The sequence below is a fragment of the Streptomyces griseoruber genome (assembly GCF_001514205.1).
Taxonomy (GTDB): domain Bacteria; phylum Actinomycetota; class Actinomycetes; order Streptomycetales; family Streptomycetaceae; genus Streptomyces; species Streptomyces griseoruber.
The window spans coordinates 56,867-74,664 of sequence record NZ_KQ948782.1; the positions used below are offsets into that span (position 1 = coordinate 56,867).

The following is a 17,798-nucleotide window of genomic DNA, read 5'->3' on the forward strand; positions in this document are numbered from 1 at the left end:
GCCGAAAGCGGCGTCGTCCGCCCGGAGGGCGGGCCGGACAGGACTTTCGGCACACGCCCTAGGCGGGCCCGGGCGGTGTGTCGAGCACCTCGAACGTCGCCCGCCCGACGGCCAGTACACCGTCGGACAACGGCGTGCACCGCACACCGCCCTTGTCGCGCAGTGACCGCCGCGCCCCCGGCCCGACCGTGACGTCCATCCAGGCGCACGGCCGGGCCGGCCGGTTCACGGCGAACACCACGGGACCGGTCCCGCTGTCGAGCGCGATGGTCGAGCCGACGTACGCGTCGATGTCGACGCCCCGGAGCAGGATGTTCCGCCGGGTCTGCCGCAGCCCCACGGTGCTGCCGGGGCGTACCGGCAGACTCTCCGCGGCCATGATGGTCACCGCCGCGTCCCGGTGCGCCGGACGGCCGAAGTACCGGTCCCCGACCAGCCCGAGGCCCCGCCGGACCTCCACCCGCGTCGCCCGCTCGTCCTCGGGACCGTCCGCCGGTCCGTCCGAGGGACGCCCCGCGAACCGGTGCCCGGCGGACACCAGCAACTCCACCACCTCGATCTCGGCCATGACCTCAGCCTAGGCCCGTGGAGGGAGCGGTCCGCCGCTCCCTCCACGGGTGACGTCACGGCATCACGGCGTCACGGCGTCACGGCTTCAGCGGCAGCGTCGCGCAGTTCGACGACGCGGGCTTTCCGTCGAGCCGGTCGGTCAGCCACGAGATCGCGTCGCCCTGGTCGATGAGCAGGGGAGCGAAGTGGTTGAGCACCGCCCGGCCCAGGCCGGGCAGCACCACCGGCTTGTACGTGACGTCCACGCCCTTCGCGCACCAGGCCACGGCGAGCGCCCGCGCCTGGGCGTGGGGGACGAGGTTGTCGGCGGTGCCGGTCGCCAGCCGCACCGGGGAGGTCGGCTTCAGCGTGCCGATGCGCTGGTCGGCGAGGAACGCCTGGAGCGCCGGCTCCTCCTCGACGATGTCGCTGATCGAGCTGCCGTCGGTGGTCCAGGAGGTGCTGCGGGCCGAGTTGTAGGCGAGCAGGGCGTCGCCCACGCACATGGTCGACAGATCCTTCAGGGCCGCCTTGCCGGCCGCGTTGAGATGGGCCTCCGCGATCGGCTTCAGCTTGGGGTCGGACTGCACGAACCCGTTCACCGACCAGCCGAGCGCCCCCGCGAGGTCACTGCCGTCGATGGCCCGGGTGACCGCGGCCAGGTCGGCGGGCGGGGCACCGGTGTAGGTGCCGGCGAGCGTGACGTCGGGGGCGTAGGAGGGCTGGAGTTCGGCTGCGGCCGCCGTGGCTCCGCCGCCCTGGCTGTAGCCGTACAGCGCGACCCGGGAGGCGGTCGTGAGCGACGTACCGCCGAGGGAACGGGCGGCGCGGACGGCGTCCAGGACGGCGTGCGCCTCGTCGACCCGGTTGACGTACGTGTGCAGCCGGTCCGTCGCGCCCAGCCCGGGATAGTCGGTGACCACGACGGCGATGCCGCGCGCGAGCAGCCGGTAGATCGCCAGGTTCTCGTAACCGACCGACAGGGTCTGGAGATTGACGGTGAGGGGATGCTCCAGTCCGAGGGAGGCGGCGCACTGGTCACCCTGTCCCATCGTGCCGGGAGCCACCGCGACCAGCGGACGCGCCCCGCTGCCCCGCCAGGCGGCCGTCGGCTCGATGTAGGCGCCGGTGACCGCGACGGGCCCGCCGGCGGAGTCCGTGGACTTGTACATCAGCCGGGTCGCCGTGCCGGGGAGCGGACCGTCGACGCCGGGCAGGCTCAGGGCGAGGGGGAGGGGTTCGGTGCGGACCAGGGTGCCGTCGGCAGCCGGGAGGGTGGCGGGCGGGTTGTAGAAGGTGGGGATGGTGACACCGCGGGAGACCACGGCGTCCGTGTCCGTGTCGCCGGCGGCGGTGGCCGGGACGGCCGTCGTGCCGAGGCAGGCAGCCACGGTCACGGCCGCGGCCAGCAGTCTGGTGGGGGCGGGCATGGCGGACCTCCGGGGGAGAGGGGAGGCCCGAGCCTTCCTCTGCGGCTCGGGTGGGGGACGGCACGGAGCGCCGGTCGTCCCGACCGCAGCCCCGTACCGCTCTTAGACGAACTGTCAGGACCGTACCGACCGGGGGGTTACCGCGGGTACTGGTCGGTAGGTTACGGTTCGGTAATATGACCGCGGGTGCTCGGAGAGCCACCCTCAACAGGCGTGATGACCTGTGTGATTGACTGCTTGAATGTTGCGAGAGTCGGTCTTCCGGACGATGGACCTGCCGCCGCGCGACCGCTTCGACGCCTGGGCCCAACGCATGGGGAGCACCCACGCACCCATGCGGCTCAGCACCGACCGCACCGAGGACTACCGCGGCCACCAGCGCGTGATCGAGCTGGGCGAGGTCGTCGTGTGGCCGGCGACCATGGACCCCCTCACGTTCCACCGCACGGCCAAACTCGTCCGGCAGTCCGACCCCGAGACGTACCATCTGTCGCTGCTGCTGAAGGGCGAGGGCGCGGCCGTCTGGGACCGGCGCCAGGCCGTCTACCGGATCAACGACTTCCACACCAACTCCTCGTCGCGGTCCTGGGACGTGACCACCGGCGCCGACCCCGTCACGATCGTCGGCGTGGAGATCCCGCGCACCCTGGTGGCCGTACCGGGGCACCGCGTCGACCGGATCCTGGGAGGTCTCATCTCGGGCCGCGAGGGCAGCGGCGCGCTGCTGGCCCAGTTCCTGCGCCAGTTGATCGGGGACACCAAGCCCTACCGGCCCTCCGACGCCCCCCGGCTCGGCACGGTCGTCGCCGACCTGGTCACGGTCGCCTTCGCACACGCCGTGGACGCCGACCCGAGCCTGCCGCCGGAGACCCGCAGCCGCACCCTCGTCCTGCACATCAAGGACCACGTCCGCCGCCACCTGGCCGACCCGGACCTCACCCCCGCCCGGATCGCCGAGGCCCACCACATCTCCCGCAGCTATCTGTACCGCCTCTTCCAGGACGAAGGCGTCGGCATCGCCGCCTACATCCGCGACCAGCGCCTCGCCGGCGCCCACCGCGACCTCGCCGACCCGGCCCTGCGCGCCCTGCCGATCCACGCCGTCGCCGCCCGCTGGGGCTTCCTCCGCGCCGCCGAGTTCACCCGCGCCTTCCGCACCGCCTACGGCCTCCCGCCCAGCGAAGTGCGCGAGCAGGCACTGACTTCGCGCGACGACGGGCGGGGTGCGGTGACGATGGCTCCGCAGGGTGGTGGGCGGGGGGCTGCCGAGGCGGTGACGGCGCGCCGCGATGGCCGGGACGCGGTGGTGACTTCGCGCGGCGGCGGGAGCGGGGCGGGCGGGGGTCCGAGCCGGCGGCCTCGCGCGGCGGTGAGCGAGAGGGGGGTGTGGTGACTTCGCGCGGCGGCGGGAGCGGTGCGGGCGGGGGTCCGAGCCGGCGGCCTCGCGCGGCGGTGAGTGAGAGGGAGGTGTGACTTCGCACGGCGGCGCTCCGGGGGAGGGGCACCGAACTCCCTCGGCGGTGGGCCGGAATGTGGGCGCGCCGCACTGTCATGTCGGCGGACGGGATGTGGGTGCGCCGCATTCTCATGGCGGCGGACGGGTTGTGGGTGCGCCGCATTCTCACGGCGGCGGGCCGGATGTGGACGCGGTGCCAACGAGCCGTGGACCGTCTGCCAACGACATACCGCCCGCACCTGTCGCATGCTGGTGATCAACCGCGGCACCGATACCCGCGGGGCCGGTGGCCGGGCCAGGACTGCGGGGGAGTCCTGGCCCGGCACCGCCGTGTCCCCCGGATGATCGAGTGGTGACGGTCTGGGCGGGGGCGTACGGTCGAACGGTGGATCCGGCCCTGGACACCACCGTCCACGGTCACCTTCCTCGGGCCCGCTCCGGGCGGGCGACACGACGTCATGACCAGCGCTCCGCAGCCGACCCCCGCGACCGAGACCACCGCCCCGCAGAACGGCGGTGGCGGAAACGCGATGGCGCTGCTGGTCATCGCCTCGTGCCAGTTGATGGTGGTCCTCGACATCACCATCGTGAACATCGCGCTCCCCGACATCCAGCGCGCCCTGGACTTCTCCACCACCAGCCTGTCGTGGGTCGTCAACGCCTACACGCTGACCTTCGGCGGGCTGCTGCTGCTCGGTGGCCGGGCGGGGGACATCCTCGGCAGACGGCGCGTGTTCATCGTCGGCGTGCTGCTGTTCGTCCTCGCGTCCCTGCTCGGCGGCCTCGCCCAGAACGAGGCCCAACTCCTGTCCGCGCGCGCCTTGCAGGGCGTCGGCGGAGCCATCGCCTCCCCCACCTCCCTCGCCCTGATCAGCACCACCTTCCGCGAGGGACCCGAACGCAACCGGGCCTTCGGCGTGTTCGCTGCGGTCTCGGCGGGCGGCGGCGCGATCGGCCTGCTCGCCGGCGGCATCCTCGTCGAGTACCTGAACTGGCGGTGGGTGCTGTTCGTCAACGTCCCCATCGGCCTGCTCATCGCACTCGCCACCCCCCGCTACATCAAGGAGTCCGAGCGCCACCCGGGCCGCTTCGACCTCGCGGGCGCCTTCACCTCCACCGTCGGCATGGTGCTGCTGGTCTACGGCTTCATCCGGGCCGGGCAGGACGGCTGGCGCGACTCCCTCACGCTCGCCTCGTTCGGCGCGGCCGTCGTCGTCCTGGCCGTGTTCATCCTGATCGAGCGGCGCTCCCGGCAGCCGATCACCCCGCTGCACATGTTCGCCGACCGCAACCGGGCGGGCACCTACGGCATCATGCTCTGTCTGGCCGCCGCGATCTTCGGCATGTTCTTCTTCCTGACACTCTTCGTCCAGAACGTGCTCGGCTTCAGCCCGCTCGCCGCAGGCTTCGCGTTCCTGCCGGTCAGCGCGGTCATCGCGGTCGGCGCCGGACTCGCCTCACGGTTCCTGCCGACCTACGGTCCCAAGCCCTTCATGGTCGTCGGCGCGATCCTCGCCGCGGCCGGTCTGAGCTGGCTGACGCTCACGGACGTCGACTCCACCTACGCGGGCAGCATCCTCGGCCCCATGCTCGTCTTCAGCCTCGGCATGGGCATGGAGTTCGTGTCGCTGACCCTGATGGCCCTCTCCAACGTCCCCACGCCCGAGACGGGCGCGGCCTCCGGTCTCCTCAACGCGACCCAGCAGGTGGGCGGTTCACTCGGCCTGTCCATCCTGGTCACCATGTACGGCACGGCCAGCCGCAACGAGGCGAACGACCAGATCCCCGCCTTCCTCGCCCAGGCCACCCCCGCCGAACGCCTGCGCTTCCAACGCACCGGCCAACTCCCCGCCCCCTGGTCCGACCACGTCCTCACCGCCGGCGTCTCGGCCGCCTTCATCATGGCCGCCATCTTCACCGCCCTCGCCGCCCTGATCGCCGTCGTGGTCATCCAGGTACGCCCCTCGGACCTGGAACGCCTCCAGGGCGGCGCGGGACCACCCGGGGTCTGATCGGCTCGCCCTGCGCAGGGCGGATCAGGCCGGAAGCGGGCGTCACCTGCGTCGACTTGATCACCTTCCGCGAGAGCATCGGCGACGTCACAGAGCCGGTGGGCCGGTCATCGGCTCGAACGGCGGTGGCCCGTCCTCACCCTGGTGGCCGTCGGACGGGTCCGGCGGTAGACGGTGCCGCCGGGTGCGAACCAGCCCGCCTTCTTCCGTACCGCGCGGCTCGGGTCGTCGGCGTGGGACGCCCTCAAGGCGGCGACGGCGCGTGCATCGGAGTGGGCGAACTTGCCGACCAACTCGGCGGCCCGGGCCCGGACCTGCGGGTCGGGGTCCGAGGCCAGATGGCGGAGGGCGGGTTCGAGCACCTGGTCGGGGCCCGGAGCGCAGGTGTCGCCCTTGCATCGGTCACAGGCCAGGGCATGGAACGCGGCGATCCTGACGCGAGCGTCGGGATCGTCCGCCATGGCGACGAGTTCGCCCATCGACGCGGTGTCGACCAGGTGGTCGAGAAGGCGGCAGCAGCCCTCACGGACGGCCGGATCCGCGTCCCGCAGTCCGGCGCGGATCGCGCCCACCGCGCTCTCCCCGCGTCGCAGCAGCTCGCGGTACGCCGCGACCGTGCGCTGGGGGTCACCCAGGCACGAGACGAGGGCTTCGTCGTCGGTCCTCACGAATCCGAGCATGCTCCCAGTCTCGACTCGTGCGGCGAATCCCGGCAAAGGGATTTCCCTTCCATGATTCCTTCGCGGGTCATCGGCCCTCGTCCCGGCGGCGCAGCACCACACGTCCCCCCTCCACCGCCGCCACCATCGCGAAGCCGTGCACATCCGCCTCCAGGCACAGGGCCGTGTCCCGCGGGTGGATCCCGCGATAGCCGCGCCGGACCCCGTCGGCGAGTTCGGCCGCGGCGGCGGAGGTGGCCGCGCGGTGCAGATACGGCGCCGGGTCCGCCGTACGTCCGGCGCTCAGGTCGGCGATGTACCGGGCGCAGGCGAGGTCCTCCTCGGCGCGCCCGTCATCGCCGGTGATCATGTACGTCACCTGCCGGGGCCGTGCCGCCCGCAGCGCGCCGGCGGTCGCCGCGGCCACGGTGAAGCCGGCGCACAGCAGCAGCGGTGCGTCGCGGGCGGTGAGGGCGCCGGCGGTGCCGTGGGCCGTCTTCTGTACGAGGGTGCGCCCCGTCAGGTCGAGACGGCGCACGAGGGCGGGGGAGTTGACGGTGTCGAAGCCCGGCGCGGGCGGTCCGTCCTTGAGCGTGAGCCAGTCCGCGTGAAGGGACTTGAGGGCGCGGGCCTCCTCCAGCGACTCGGCGAGGACGATCCGTTCCGCGCCGCGCGCGAACGCCCAGGCGGCCGTGGTGAAGGCCCGCAGCACGTCGATCACGACGACCGCGTGGGAGGCCTCGGACGGCTCGGTGATGCCGGTGCCGTCCAGGACGCCGTTCCCCCCGCCGTCCCATTCGGCCGTCCCGATGAAACGTCGCTCCATCACGGCATCATGACCGATCCGGCACACCAACGAGGCGCGGACGCACACCTCTTGACCTCGTGTGAGGGCGCGGCATAACGTTCCGGCGTTTTGAGAAGGCGATTGAAACGATTCAATCACTCGTGGTCATCACCCTGGGGAGCGTCCTGTGCCGGAGAGCGTCTCGTCGCGCGGCCCGTCCCGCCGTACCGTCCTGGCCGCCGGGCTCACGGCGGGAGCCGTCGCGGCGGTGGGCCCGGGACCCGCCGCGGCGGCAGTGGCGGGGGTGCCGGAAACCGCCCACGGCCCCGGCCCGCACGCCGACTGGTTCGCCCATCCGGTGCGCGGCCTGCGTCCCAGGTTCCGCTGGTGGTGGCCGGACGGTCTGGTCGACCCCGACGAGATCGCCCGCGAGGTCGACGCGATCGCCGATGCCGGCTTCGGCGGTGCCGAGATCGCCGCGGTCCACCACAGCGTCAAGGACAAGTCGGTCCTGGACACCGCCCACCACGGCTGGGCGAGCCGGCCGTGGCGCGAGGGCGTCGAGGCGGCCCTGCGCCGCGCCGCCCGCCGGGGTCTCACCCTCGATCTCACCCTGGGCCCCAGCTGGCCGGTCGCCGTCCCCGGCCTCACCCCGGACGACGAGGGCGCCGCCCGCGAACTCGTCCTCGGCCGCGTCCGGTTGACCGCCGGATCCCGCTACGACGGCCCGGTGCCCGCGCCCGGCCACGCCCCCGCGACCGGCGTGACCCGCCAACTGCTCCTCGCCGTGCAGGCCGCCCGGATCGAGCCCGCGTACTCCACCCGCAAGGAGACCGGCCTCGACCCCTCCAGCGTCCGCGACCTCACCGCGACCGTCACCGACGCCGGTCTGACCTGGACCGCGCCGGACGACGGCGACTGGGTGCTGATCGCCTACTGGCTGCGCGGTTCGGCCCAGCAGCCCGAGTCCGGCCCCCACTCGTCGCCCGCCGCCCATGTGGTCGACCACCTCAGCGCGGCCGGCACCGCCGCCGTCACCGGCTTCTGGGAGCGGGAGATCCTGACGCCGTCCCTGCGCGGCCTGCTGAGGGCGGCGGGCGGGGCCTTCTTCGAGGACTCCGTGGAGCTGGAGACCGCCGGACTGACCTGGACCCCGGGGCTGCCGGAGGCCTTCGAGAAGCACACCGGACGCCCCCTGCTGCCGTATCTGCCCGCCGTGATCCTCGACGGCTCCAACCAGGTGTTCGCCTTCGAGGCACAGCTGACCCGCCAGATCCGGCACGACTTCTGGGAGACCGTCTCCGGCCTCTTCAACCGGCACCACGTCCGCGCCCTGCGCGACTGGGCCCACTCCTTCGGCATGGAGCTGCGCGCCCAGCCCTACGGTCTGCAGACCGACGCCATCGCCTCGGCCGCGCTCCTCGACATCCCCGAGGGCGAGTCGCTCGGCTTCAAGAACCTCGACGACTACCGCTGTCTTGCGGGAGGCCGGGACATGGCCGGGCACACCGTCCTGTCCTGCGAGGCGGGCGCCTACAACGGGTCGGCGTACAGCACCACTTGGGACCGGTTCCTGCGCACCATGGGCGGCGCCTACGCGGCGGGCGTCAACCAGACCGTCGTCCACGGCTTCTCCTACGCCACCGTCCCCGGGGCGAGCTGGCCCGGCTTCGCCGCCTTCAGCCCGTACAACGGCGGGCCCGGCTACGGCGAGTCATGGGGACCGCGCCAGCCGACCTGGCGCCACCTGAACGACATCGCCGACTACCTGGGCCGCGTCCACACCGTCCTCCAGACCGGCACCGCCCGCGCGGACGTCGCGGTCCTCCGCCAGACCGGCTACACCGCGACCGGCATCGGCGCCTCCTGGTTCACCGCCACCGGAGTCCCGCTCGGCTGGACCCACCAGTTCCTCAGCGGCCCCCTGCTGGACCTGCCGAACGCCACCGTGCGCGGCGGCCGCCTCGCCCCCGACGGGCCCGCCTACAAGGCCCTGTTCGTCGAAGGGGACTTCTTCTACGGCTCCACCCCCACCCTCGCCCTCCCCGACGCCCGCAGACTGCTGGCCCTGGCCCGCGCCGGACTGCCCGTCGTCCTGCTGGGCGCCTTCGACCAGGCGCTCACCCCGGGAGTGCCGGGCGAGGGCGAGACCGACGGGCTGCGGGAGATCCTCGGCCGTCTGCTCGCCCTCCCCACCGTCGTCCGCGTCACCGACAAGGCGGCCGTCGGTGACGCCCTCGCCGGCCTGGGCGTCACCGCCGACGTACGCCACGCCACCGCCTCCACCCTCCTCAACGCCCACCGCGCCACCGAGGACGCCGACTTCTACTACCTGTGCAACGGCAAGCACGCGGAGACCGTCAAGCCGCCCGTGGCCGCGATCGACCACGACGTCACCCTGCGCCGCACCCGGGGCCGCACGACCGTGCCGTATCTGCTCGACCCCTGGACCGGCCGGGCCGTACGCCTCGCCCGCTACACCGAGGACGGCGACGACATCACCCTGCGGGTCGCCCTCCAGCCCGGACAGGCCGTGATCGTGGCACTCGGCCGACCCGGTCTCTTCGGTGACCGGCACGGGAACCGCCCGCACGCCGTCACCACGGACGCCCCCGAAGTCCTGTACACGGAAAGGGGATTGACGATACGTGCCGGCGCGCCCGGCACGTATCGCACCCGTCTCTCCACGGGGCGTACCGTCATCGCCACCGTCGCGTCCGTGCCCGACCCGATCACCCCCGAACGCTGGGACCTGGAGGTCGAGGACTGGTCGCCGGGAGCCGGTCCGACGCAGACCGAACGCCTGCACCGCACCCTCGTGCTCGACACCCTGCTGCCCTGGTCACGCATCCCCGGCCTCGCCGACTCCGCCGGCATCGGCCGTTACCGTACGACGGTCACCCTGCCGGACGACTGGACGGCCGCCCACGACGCCCGGCTGGAGCTCGGCCAGGTCAGCGACACCGTACGGGTCACGGTGAACGGGACACGCGCACCGGCGGTCGACCGGCTCCACCCCGTGGTGGAGGTCGGCGCGCTGCTGCGCCCCGGCCGGAACCTGATCGAGGTGGAGGTCGCGACCCCGCTCGTCAACCGCCTGAGGGCGGCGCAGCCCGCCGTCTTCGGCACCGTCGCCCGACAGGACCACGGACTGTCGGGGCCGGTGCGGCTGGTGCCGTACGCCCGCCGGGTGCTGTCCTGACCCGAGGAGCCCGTCAGCGGCCGTGCCGTCCCTTGCCGAGGCGGTGCAGCACGGCCTCGGCCATGGCGGCCTCGCCCTTGGCGTTGGGGTGGGCGGGAGCCGCCGGGGAGGCGGGCCGGAGCGGCTCGATCCAGCGGTCCGCCGCGGGCTTGCACATGTCGTGGCCGACGGTCGGCCCGTAAGTGTCGACGTACTCCGCCCGGCTCCCGTACGCCACCAGACGCAGCATCAGGTTGAGGCGCTTCTCGGTGTCCCGGAGGTAGGGGAAGTCCCCCGCCGCGAAGGGCACCGAGGGCGCGCAGCCGATGCCGTCGTCGGGCAGGAGGTCCGGATAGCCGACGACGAGCACCCGCGCGTGCGGCGCCCGGCGGTGCACGTCCCGCAGCACCTGGGCGACCTTGGGCGCCGTCCGGGCGATCGTGACGCTCAACTGGTCCACCCCGGAGGCCCCGTAGTACTTCTGGCAGGGGTTGCCGGCCGGGTCCTGCGCGGCCAGTGTGGCGCAGGTCCCGATGATGGTGCCGAAACCGACGTCGTTGCCGCCGATCTGCACGGTCACCAGGTCGGTGTTGCGGCCCAGCGCGTCGAGCTGGGGGCCGTTGGTGCCCTGCGCCTTCCACATCTGCTCGGTCGTCGCCCCGGAGCAGCTGACGTCCTTGAAGGGGGTCGTACCTAGCCGCGCCGCCACGAGCGACGGGTAGTTGTGGTCGGACCGGGCGCAGTTGGCGTCTATCTGAAGGGGGATGAGGGGGCCGGAGGTGTACGAGTCCCCGAGGGCCACGTACTCCGTCGTCTTCCCGCCGCCCCCGTCGCCCCCGCCATGTGCCGCCGCGGGCACCGCTGACGCGGCGACCAGGGCACAACCACCCAGTACCGCAAGGAAGGTGACCCCTCTGCGACGCTGTCCGACCGAAGCCTCGCCGCGTACCTCGCGCTGCATCGCAGCTCCTCCCCCCGAGCCCGCCCGGGCCGGCGCCGGCGGCCCGGGCGGCCGCCGTGCTGTTCGCCGGATTTTGTATACCGCCCGGTAGCCCGCCAGGGCCAGAGGTGGGAAGGACTGTGTTCGCGCGTCTGTACGGCAGTTGAGGGGCCGGGGCCCGCATGTGCGAGCCGTACGTCACGGGTTCAGCCGGTGGCCGATGTCACGCGCCGGCGGGCCGGTGCCATCGCCCAGCGGATCGTCGCGGTCGTGGCGCGGCCGAGCGGCAGCAGGCAGACGTCCTCGACCAACGGCAGCCTGGGCAGATGCAGTTGCTCGGCGGCCCAACGCGGCAGCAGCGCGACGGCGTTGGCGGCGAGCACCCCGTAAGGGAGCCGGGCGACGAGCGGTACGGGTGGGTGCAGCAGCAGGAAACGGGCGGCCTCCCGGGCCTCTTCGGTGACCGCCAGCTCCGGCCGGTACGCGGTCAGCCGCTCGGCCAGTTCCGCCCTGCTCCGGGGCGGACCGGGGATGCCCAGCTCCACGGCGACCCGCGCCATGTCCTCGACATAGCCGTCGCACTCGTCGTCCGACAGCGGACGCGCGCCGTAGCGCTGATGGGCGCGCAGGAAGCTGTCCGTCTCGGCGACGTGCACCCACCCGAGCAGATGGGGATCGGAGGCGTGGTACGGCTCTCCGCTCCCGGTGAGCCCCCGCACCCGCTCGTGCACCGCCCGGACCCGGGCGCACGCCTGCTCGGCGTCCTCGGCGGTGCCGTACGTCGTCGTGGCCAGGAAGGTGCTCGTGCGCTGGAGCCGGCCCCAGGGGTCGCCCCGGAACCCCGAGTGGGCGGCCACGGCGGCCATGGCGAGCGGATGCAGCGACTGCAGCAGCAGCGCGGACAGACCGCCGATGAACATGGAGGCGTCCCCGTGCACCCGGCGGACCGGCCGCTCCGGGCCGAACCAGCGGGGGCCGGGCGTGCCGTGGATACGGGCCCGGCGGCGTGCGCCGTCCGGCCCGGCGACCCGGGTGAACAGGCCCTCGCCCAGACGCTCGCGGGGGCCGCGGCCCCCGGCTCCGGCCGCTCTCATGGTTGCCGTGACCTCCTCGTCGCCGCGGGGGCGCCCGTCGCCGCCCACCGCCCGGAACCGCATCCTCCGCGGCCATGGCCGAAACGGTTCGAAGTGCCTATATTTCTTTCTACCTCCGCCGGGTCCGCAGATGCGAAGGGCGTCGTCGTGCAGCCTGGCTGCCCGGCGGAGCCGGCGAAGCGTTCGCCGGAGGTGCCGATGAACTCCTTCCCCTCCTTGAACTGGCGTGAGGCGGCGGCCTGCCGTTCCGAGGACCCCGAGCTGTTCTTCCCGATCGGCGAGGACGGCCCGTCCCGGCGGCAGATCGAGCAGGCGCGGGCGGTCTGCCGCCGCTGCCCGGTGATGCGCGCCTGCGGGACCTGGGCGGTCCGGAACGGCGAGCGGTACGGGGTGTGGGGCGCGATGACGGCCGGGGAGCGCCGCGGTCTGCGGCTGAGCCGGCCGCCGGTCGGCGGGCCCTGACCGCGTACCGGTCAGGCGCGCACGCCGCGCATCAGATTGCCGACCAGGCTCGTGGCGAACTCCTCGGTGACGGGCGGGCCGGGCAGCAGCAGCCGGTGGTAGCAGGCACCCCAGAGCTGGTCCACGAGCACCTCGGGATCGACGTCGGCGCGCAGCTCCCCCTGCTCCCGCGCCCGCCGCATCCGCCGGACCGCCAGTTCCCGGCGCGGGCCGGAGTAGCGCTGCGACAGGGCGGCGGCGAGATCCGGGTCGGTCTGGGCCTGGCCGATCAGCTCGGCGATCACCCGGCCGGCCGGGGTCCCGGTGAGCACCCGGACGAAGGACCGCAGCTGCGCCGTCAGGTCGGCCTCCAGATCACCGGTGTCCGGGAAGGCCAGCGCGGACTCCACGGCGTGGAAGTAGCCGTCGAGCGCGAGCGCCCCCTTCGACGGCCACCACTTGTAGATCGTGGTCTTGCTGGCGCCGGCCCGCTCGGCGACCGCCTCGATGGTGAACGCGCCCATACCTTTGTCGAGCAGCAGGGCACCGGCCGCGCCGAGAACGTCGGCGCGCACCTCGTCGGCGGGCCGTCGTCCCCGCCCGCGCCGCGCCGGTCCTGCCGTCCGCGCCGGTTCTGCTGGTTCCGTCATACGGCGCCGACCTCCCGGGTTTCGTCCGATCGGCCCACCCTGACATATGGACGCGGCGTTCACCATATGGTTATATGGACGTTGCGTTCATTAAAGACTGGGAGGCAATGACCATGTTTGAGAGCAAGCCGACCCCCGTGCGGGTCGCCCTGGTCACCGGCGCTTCCGGTGGCATCGGCCGGGCCGTCGCCCAGCGGCTCGCCGCCGACGGGATGGCCGTCGGTGTGCACTACGCGGGCAACAAGGCCGCGGCGGACGAGACCGTCGCCGCCGTCGAGGCCGCCGGCGGCAGCGCGGTCGCGGTCGGCGGGGACGTCGCCGACGAGGACGCGATGGCCGCGGCGTTCGACGCGGTGGAGCGCGCCTTCGGCGGGATCGACGTCGTGGTCCACACCGCGGGCGTCATGGTCCTCGGGCCGGTCGCCGCATACGACCTCGACGCGTTCGACCGCCTGACGCGGACCAATGTGCGCGGCACCTTCGTGGTGGCCCAGCAGGCGGCCCGGCGGGTCCGCGCCGGTGGCGCCGTCGTCACCTTCTCCACCTCGGTGACCCGGCTGGCCTTCCCCGGCTATGCCGCCTACGCGGCGAGCAAGGGGGCCGTGGAGGCCATGACGATGGTGCTCGCCCGCGAGCTGCGGGGCCGGGACATCACGGTGAACGCGGTGGCCCCCGGGCCCACCGCCACCCCGCTCTTCCTGGAGGGCAAGGACGAGGAGGCGATCGCGCGCCTCGCCGCGCAGCCCCCGCTGGAGCGGCTCGGCACCCCGGAGGACATCGCCACCACCGTGGCCTTCCTCGCCGGCCCGGGCCGCTGGATCAACGGGCAGGTCGTGTTCGCCAACGGGGGCATCGCCTGAGCGACGGCGGCATCCGCCGGCCGGCCTTTCCGCTGCTGGGAGCCGTTTTTCGTACCGCGAGGCACGACACGCCGAGGGCTGTCACTCACACGGGTTGTCCTTGCGGCGGATCCGCCGCCCGCCCGCATGCCCTGGACATATGCGGAGCAGCATCCGGCCATGGAGAATCCCGCATCCGACAGTCCGCCCGAGGCCACCGCGGCCCGGCGCGGACCCGCGGCCGTCTTCACCGCGGACTTCACCTCCACCAGCCAGTGGGTGGCGGGGCGTTCGTGGGCGTATCCGAACGGCGGACCGATCAATCCCGACGACAACAAACTGGACTACCTGGTCTCGGATCCCGCCTACTCCCGCTCGGGGACGTTCCGGGCCACCCGTCGCCGCGACGGGCGGTGGAACGCGGGCCTGCTCACCACGGAGGGGAGCGAGGAGGCCTTTACCGTCCGCACCGGTGACGTGCTCGAGGCACGGGTGAGACTGCCGTACGAGATGGGGGCCTGGCCCGCGATCTGGACCTGGCGGGACGGCGACCAGGAGATCGACGTCTTCGAGTACCACCCCGACAATCCCGATCTCCTGGAGCTGACCAACCACGTCCGCGGCGGCAACCTCTACTACCGGGACCCGGCGATCCGCCCCGGCGCCTGGATCGATCTGCGCGTCGAGTTCGGCAGACGGTCCGTCGTCTGGTGGGTCAACGGCCGGCAGGTGTTCGTCGACCGGCGGGGCGTGGGCCGCGGCTGGTACGCGTACCTGATCGTCAACCTGTCGGTGTGCGCGGGCCGCTACCACCCGCCGCCCGATCCCGGGGTCACCGAGATGTCCTACGAGGTGCAGCGCCTCGTGGTCATGCGCCCGCCCTATCTGCTGGAGGAGGACGACGAGCCCGAGGACGGGGAGGGGATCGAGAGGGCCGGGGAGGTGGAGATCGACGGTGATCCGGTATGAGCCGGGGGGCCGCTAGTCCGGGGTGTCGGAGTCCAGGATGCCGCCGAGCTCCGCCACCAGCGCGGGCATCTCCCGGCGGAACGCGGCCAGGTCCAGGCCCTCGTCCGTCATGACGGCGAGCAGCGCGCGCTCCCCGACCGCGGTGACGATCACATGCCCGGCGCTGCACTGGGCGCTCATCTCCCGCAGGGTGCCGGTGGAGGCCTGGTCGGCGAGGCGGCGCCCGAGGGAGAGGGTGGCCGCGGCCACGGCGGCCATGGACTCCGCGTGTGTCTTGCTGACGTCACTGGCGACCACCAGCCCGTCGACGGTCGCGAGCGTGCTTTCGGTGACACCCATCACCTTGTCCCGCAAGGAGACGAGGATGTCGTTCACGGGGTCGCTCATGTTGTCTTCTTCCTGGTGAGCGGTGCGGGCGGGGACGGGACGGGCGCGACGGGGGAACCGGCCGGGTCAGGCGCGGTGCTCGGAGGAGTCCGGGGAGGCCGGCTGGGAGCCGGTGCGGCGCGGCAGGCGCCGGGGGAGTCCGGTCGTCGCGGGGGCGGGCGGCGCGGCGGCGGGGGTACGGGGCGCGGTGCTCGGGCGTCCGGCGGCGCCCGGCGGGGTCGTGTACTCGACGAGCCGCAGCCCGATCAGATGCCGGAGGTCGAGCAGGACGGCGAACAGACCGCGACCCAGCGAGAACGCGAGGTCGCGGGGTGTCCGGCGTCCGTCGACGGCGGTCAGGAGGTCCAGGTGACGGGGAGAGAGGCGGGCGGTGGATTCCGGCAGGCCGGCGGAGGGGGTCGGGTGGACACGGTCACGGGCGGACCGCGCGATCGTGCCGGGCTCCTTCTCCAGCATCCCGAAGCGGCGTGTCGTCTCGGCGACCAGCCGCTCCGGCGGCACCCCGCCCCCGGCGTACAGCACGGGGACGGGATCGCCGACCTCCCAGTCCGTCGGCCGGTTGAGGGAGAGCGCGAAGGCCGCGTCGAACAGCGCGCCCAGGCTGACGACCTCCAGCTCCCCCGCGCCGATCAGCCCGGTGGCGACCAGCTCCTGTGCCAGATGCTCATGGGTGCTGTCCGTGGCGCGTACGGCCGTCCACGCCTCCTCCGTGAGGCGGCCGGACTTGAGCAGGATCGCCTCGGCCCCGGGTGCGCCCGGAGTCTCCATGGCGACCACCAGGCCGTCGCGGACGTGCAGGGTGCCGCCGGGACTGCCGGTGACGGAGACGGTGCAGGAACGGCGCTGCGCGTGCAGGCCGGACAGGAGGGAGGGGAGGTTGCGGGGGGCGGGGGACTTCTCGGCGTCGTCGTTCCGGCTCATGCCAGCAGTGCGTCCGCGTGCCGGGTGAGGTCCTGCAGTACCCAGGCCAGGTTGGTCCGGTCCCGGTCCACGGTCGCGCACAGCAGGACCGGATCGCGGTCCCGGGCGACGCTCAGGGTCACATGGTGTGTGCTCGGGGTGGTGACGACGATGCTCTCCAGCTCGTCGGCGCATCCCGCCTGCCGGAGGCCGCCGTCGGCGAGACCGACGAGGTCGTGGGCGTCCTGGCTCGCGCCCGTTTCCCCCAGCGAGGCGTAGGAGAGGCCCGTCACCGAGTCCACCACAGCGGCGCCGGCGATGCCGGGCGTCTGCAGGACTCGGGCGAGGGCGGCCTCGAGTAGAGCCATTGGTTGTGCCCCTTCGCTTGCCCTGCCCAGCACAGTACTTTATTTGCCAACTATCGCAAGACTGGCCAAAGATGTGCTCGTTCGAAATCAACGCTCCCAGAATTAACACCGGCTGTCGTTGTAAACGATCAACACCGGTTGGTCTGTACGGAAATGAGGCGCCAGCGTGACCATTGAGAGCACGCTCAAGGAAGCGATGAGCATCGAGGGTGCCCTGGGGGTGGCCCTCGTCGACTACGAGAGCGGGATGTCGCTCGGTGTGCTGGGCGGTGGGCCCCAGCTGGACCTGGAGCTGGCCGCGGCCGGCAACACCGAGGTCGTACGGGCCAAACAGCGCACGCTGAAGTCGCTCGGCCTGCAGGAGGAGATCGAGGACATCCTCATCACCCTGGGTACGCAGTACCACTTGATCAGGCCCCTGGCCCGGGCGCGCGGCGGGCTCTTCCTGTACCTCGCGCTGGACCGCGGCCGCAGCAACCTCGCCCTCGCCCGCCACCGGCTCAAGGCGCTGGAATCCGAACTCGAGGTCTGAACCCGGTAACGCGCGGACCCCGCACCACGGGAGTGGTACGGGGTCCGCATCCGAGCGCCGGGCAGGCCTTGCACCTGCATTTCCCCGCAGGAAGCGGGGCGTCTTTCCTTGGACCACCAACGCGTCACCGAGGAACGGGAGTTCCGCTCTTCAGCTTTGGCCTTAGCTTAGCCCATAGTTGCGGTATCGCTGCACCATGAAACCGGAGTCAAAGTCTCCGATTTGTCACGGACGGCCATCCATGGTCATCAGCACCGGGCCGAACCGGGGACAATGCGATGATGTCGCCGACACCGGTTTCGCTGCGGGCCGTCAGGTGACGTCACGGCAGCGCCGATCCGCCCGCCGGATCGGTGCCGTGTCCGAAGCCGTTCCACCGCGTCGGCCCGTCCGACCGTCCACGAAAGCAGAGCCACCCGTGTTCTCCGTCTTCGACGACACGCCGATCTACCACCGCCTCGTCAGTGAACGCGGCGACATCCCCGCGCAGGTGCGAGGCGAGGCCGAACGCATCAAGCGCGACCTGGACCGCGTCATGGCCGGCGGGCCCTCACTCAGCCCCGGACTGCCCGCACCGAGGGGCTTCTTCTCCTGACGCGCGAGA

At 72.7% G+C, this 17,798-nt stretch carries 17 protein-coding genes and 1 pseudogene; 8 read left to right on the forward strand and 10 right to left on the reverse strand.

The window, feature by feature from the left end:
• Nucleotides 1-58: 58 nt before the first annotated feature.
• Together AQJ64_RS37910 and AQJ64_RS37915 are read right to left on the reverse strand one after the other, a co-directional pair.
• Nucleotides 59-568 (reverse strand): hypothetical protein, encoded by a 510-nt coding sequence (locus AQJ64_RS37910; protein ID WP_055637261.1) that lies wholly within the window; start codon nucleotides 566-568, stop codon nucleotides 59-61.
• Nucleotides 569-647: 79 nt separating this feature from the next.
• Complete coding sequence (locus AQJ64_RS37915) at nucleotides 648-1,979, reverse strand: alpha/beta fold hydrolase (RefSeq protein ID WP_055637262.1); 1,332 nt, start codon at nucleotides 1,977-1,979, stop codon at nucleotides 648-650.
• Between the two features lie 241 nt (nucleotides 1,980-2,220).
• On the opposite strand from AQJ64_RS37915, the pseudogene AQJ64_RS37920 reads away from it, so the two are divergent.
• Together AQJ64_RS37920 and AQJ64_RS37925 are read left to right on the forward strand one after the other, a co-directional pair.
• A pseudogene (locus tag AQJ64_RS37920) lies at nucleotides 2,221-3,183 on the forward strand (helix-turn-helix domain-containing protein); the annotation flags it as partial.
• A 710-nt stretch (nucleotides 3,184-3,893) separates the two neighbouring features.
• Complete coding sequence (locus AQJ64_RS37925; protein ID WP_240512937.1) at nucleotides 3,894-5,447, forward strand: MFS transporter; 1,554 nt, start codon at nucleotides 3,894-3,896, stop codon at nucleotides 5,445-5,447.
• A 107-nt stretch (nucleotides 5,448-5,554) separates the two neighbouring features.
• On the opposite strand, the gene AQJ64_RS37930 is transcribed toward AQJ64_RS37925, so the two are convergent.
• Together AQJ64_RS37930 and AQJ64_RS37935 are read right to left on the reverse strand one after the other, a co-directional pair.
• Entirely contained in the window at nucleotides 5,555-6,127 is a 573-nt protein-coding gene (locus AQJ64_RS37930; RefSeq protein ID WP_055638221.1) for a HEAT repeat domain-containing protein, read from the reverse strand.
• A 67-nt stretch (nucleotides 6,128-6,194) separates the two neighbouring features.
• A complete protein-coding gene (locus AQJ64_RS37935) occupies nucleotides 6,195-6,932 on the reverse strand; it encodes a 2-phosphosulfolactate phosphatase (RefSeq protein ID WP_079062178.1) in 738 nt (245 codons plus the stop codon).
• 148 nt (nucleotides 6,933-7,080) lie between these two features.
• Here AQJ64_RS37935 and AQJ64_RS37940 point away from each other — a divergent pair, with 148 nt between their 5' ends.
• Nucleotides 7,081-10,095 carry a glycosyl hydrolase gene (locus AQJ64_RS37940; RefSeq protein ID WP_055638222.1) on the forward strand — a complete coding sequence of 1,005 codons (3,015 nt, stop codon included), beginning with the start codon at nucleotides 7,081-7,083 and terminating at the stop codon, nucleotides 10,093-10,095.
• A gap of 13 nt (nucleotides 10,096-10,108) precedes the next feature.
• Here the strand turns inward: AQJ64_RS37940 and AQJ64_RS37945 are convergent, their stop codons facing one another.
• Nucleotides 10,109-11,035 (reverse strand): SGNH/GDSL hydrolase family protein, encoded by a 927-nt coding sequence (locus tag AQJ64_RS37945; protein ID WP_079062179.1) that lies wholly within the window; start codon nucleotides 11,033-11,035, stop codon nucleotides 10,109-10,111.
• Nucleotides 11,036-11,220: 185 nt separating this feature from the next.
• Nucleotides 11,221-12,108: an oxygenase MpaB family protein gene (locus AQJ64_RS37950; RefSeq protein ID WP_059203387.1), complete on the reverse strand. Its 888-nt coding sequence runs from the start codon at nucleotides 12,106-12,108 to the stop codon at nucleotides 11,221-11,223.
• Nucleotides 12,109-12,306: 198 nt separating this feature from the next.
• Here AQJ64_RS37950 and AQJ64_RS37955 point away from each other — a divergent pair, with 198 nt between their 5' ends.
• Nucleotides 12,307-12,570 carry a WhiB family transcriptional regulator gene (locus AQJ64_RS37955; RefSeq protein ID WP_099054138.1) on the forward strand — a complete coding sequence of 88 codons (264 nt, stop codon included), beginning with the start codon at nucleotides 12,307-12,309 and terminating at the stop codon, nucleotides 12,568-12,570.
• Between the two features lie 11 nt (nucleotides 12,571-12,581).
• Here the strand turns inward: AQJ64_RS37955 and AQJ64_RS37960 are convergent, their stop codons facing one another.
• A complete protein-coding gene (locus tag AQJ64_RS37960) occupies nucleotides 12,582-13,199 on the reverse strand; it encodes a TetR/AcrR family transcriptional regulator (protein ID WP_055638257.1) in 618 nt (205 codons plus the stop codon).
• A gap of 107 nt (nucleotides 13,200-13,306) precedes the next feature.
• On the opposite strand from AQJ64_RS37960, the gene AQJ64_RS37965 reads away from it, so the two are divergent.
• Together AQJ64_RS37965 and AQJ64_RS37970 are read left to right on the forward strand one after the other, a co-directional pair.
• Nucleotides 13,307-14,059, forward strand: coding sequence for an SDR family oxidoreductase (locus tag AQJ64_RS37965; protein ID WP_244902716.1), 753 nt, complete (start codon nucleotides 13,307-13,309; stop codon nucleotides 14,057-14,059).
• A gap of 159 nt (nucleotides 14,060-14,218) precedes the next feature.
• Complete coding sequence (locus tag AQJ64_RS37970) at nucleotides 14,219-15,007, forward strand: LamG domain-containing protein (RefSeq protein WP_107103438.1); 789 nt, start codon at nucleotides 14,219-14,221, stop codon at nucleotides 15,005-15,007.
• Nucleotides 15,008-15,019: 12 nt separating this feature from the next.
• On the opposite strand, the gene AQJ64_RS37975 is transcribed toward AQJ64_RS37970, so the two are convergent.
• The 3 genes from AQJ64_RS37975 to AQJ64_RS37985 form a co-directional block, all read right to left on the reverse strand.
• Nucleotides 15,020-15,394 carry a roadblock/LC7 domain-containing protein gene (locus AQJ64_RS37975; RefSeq protein WP_055638258.1) on the reverse strand — a complete coding sequence of 125 codons (375 nt, stop codon included), beginning with the start codon at nucleotides 15,392-15,394 and terminating at the stop codon, nucleotides 15,020-15,022.
• Between the two features lie 66 nt (nucleotides 15,395-15,460).
• Entirely contained in the window at nucleotides 15,461-16,315 is an 855-nt protein-coding gene (locus tag AQJ64_RS37980) for a hypothetical protein (protein ID WP_059203371.1), read from the reverse strand.
• Nucleotides 16,312-16,662 (reverse strand): hypothetical protein, encoded by a 351-nt coding sequence (locus AQJ64_RS37985; protein ID WP_055638260.1) that lies wholly within the window; start codon nucleotides 16,660-16,662, stop codon nucleotides 16,312-16,314. Before AQJ64_RS37985 ends, AQJ64_RS37980 begins: the two co-directional genes overlap by 4 nt.
• A gap of 166 nt (nucleotides 16,663-16,828) precedes the next feature.
• Between AQJ64_RS37985 and AQJ64_RS37990 the strand changes: the two genes are divergently transcribed.
• Both AQJ64_RS37990 and AQJ64_RS49870 read left to right on the forward strand, forming a co-directional pair.
• Nucleotides 16,829-17,194: a hypothetical protein gene (locus tag AQJ64_RS37990; protein ID WP_055638261.1), complete on the forward strand. Its 366-nt coding sequence runs from the start codon at nucleotides 16,829-16,831 to the stop codon at nucleotides 17,192-17,194.
• 418 nt (nucleotides 17,195-17,612) lie between these two features.
• Nucleotides 17,613-17,789, forward strand: coding sequence for a hypothetical protein (locus AQJ64_RS49870; RefSeq protein WP_167739010.1), 177 nt, complete (start codon nucleotides 17,613-17,615; stop codon nucleotides 17,787-17,789).
• The last annotated feature ends 9 nt before the right edge of the window (nucleotides 17,790-17,798 follow it).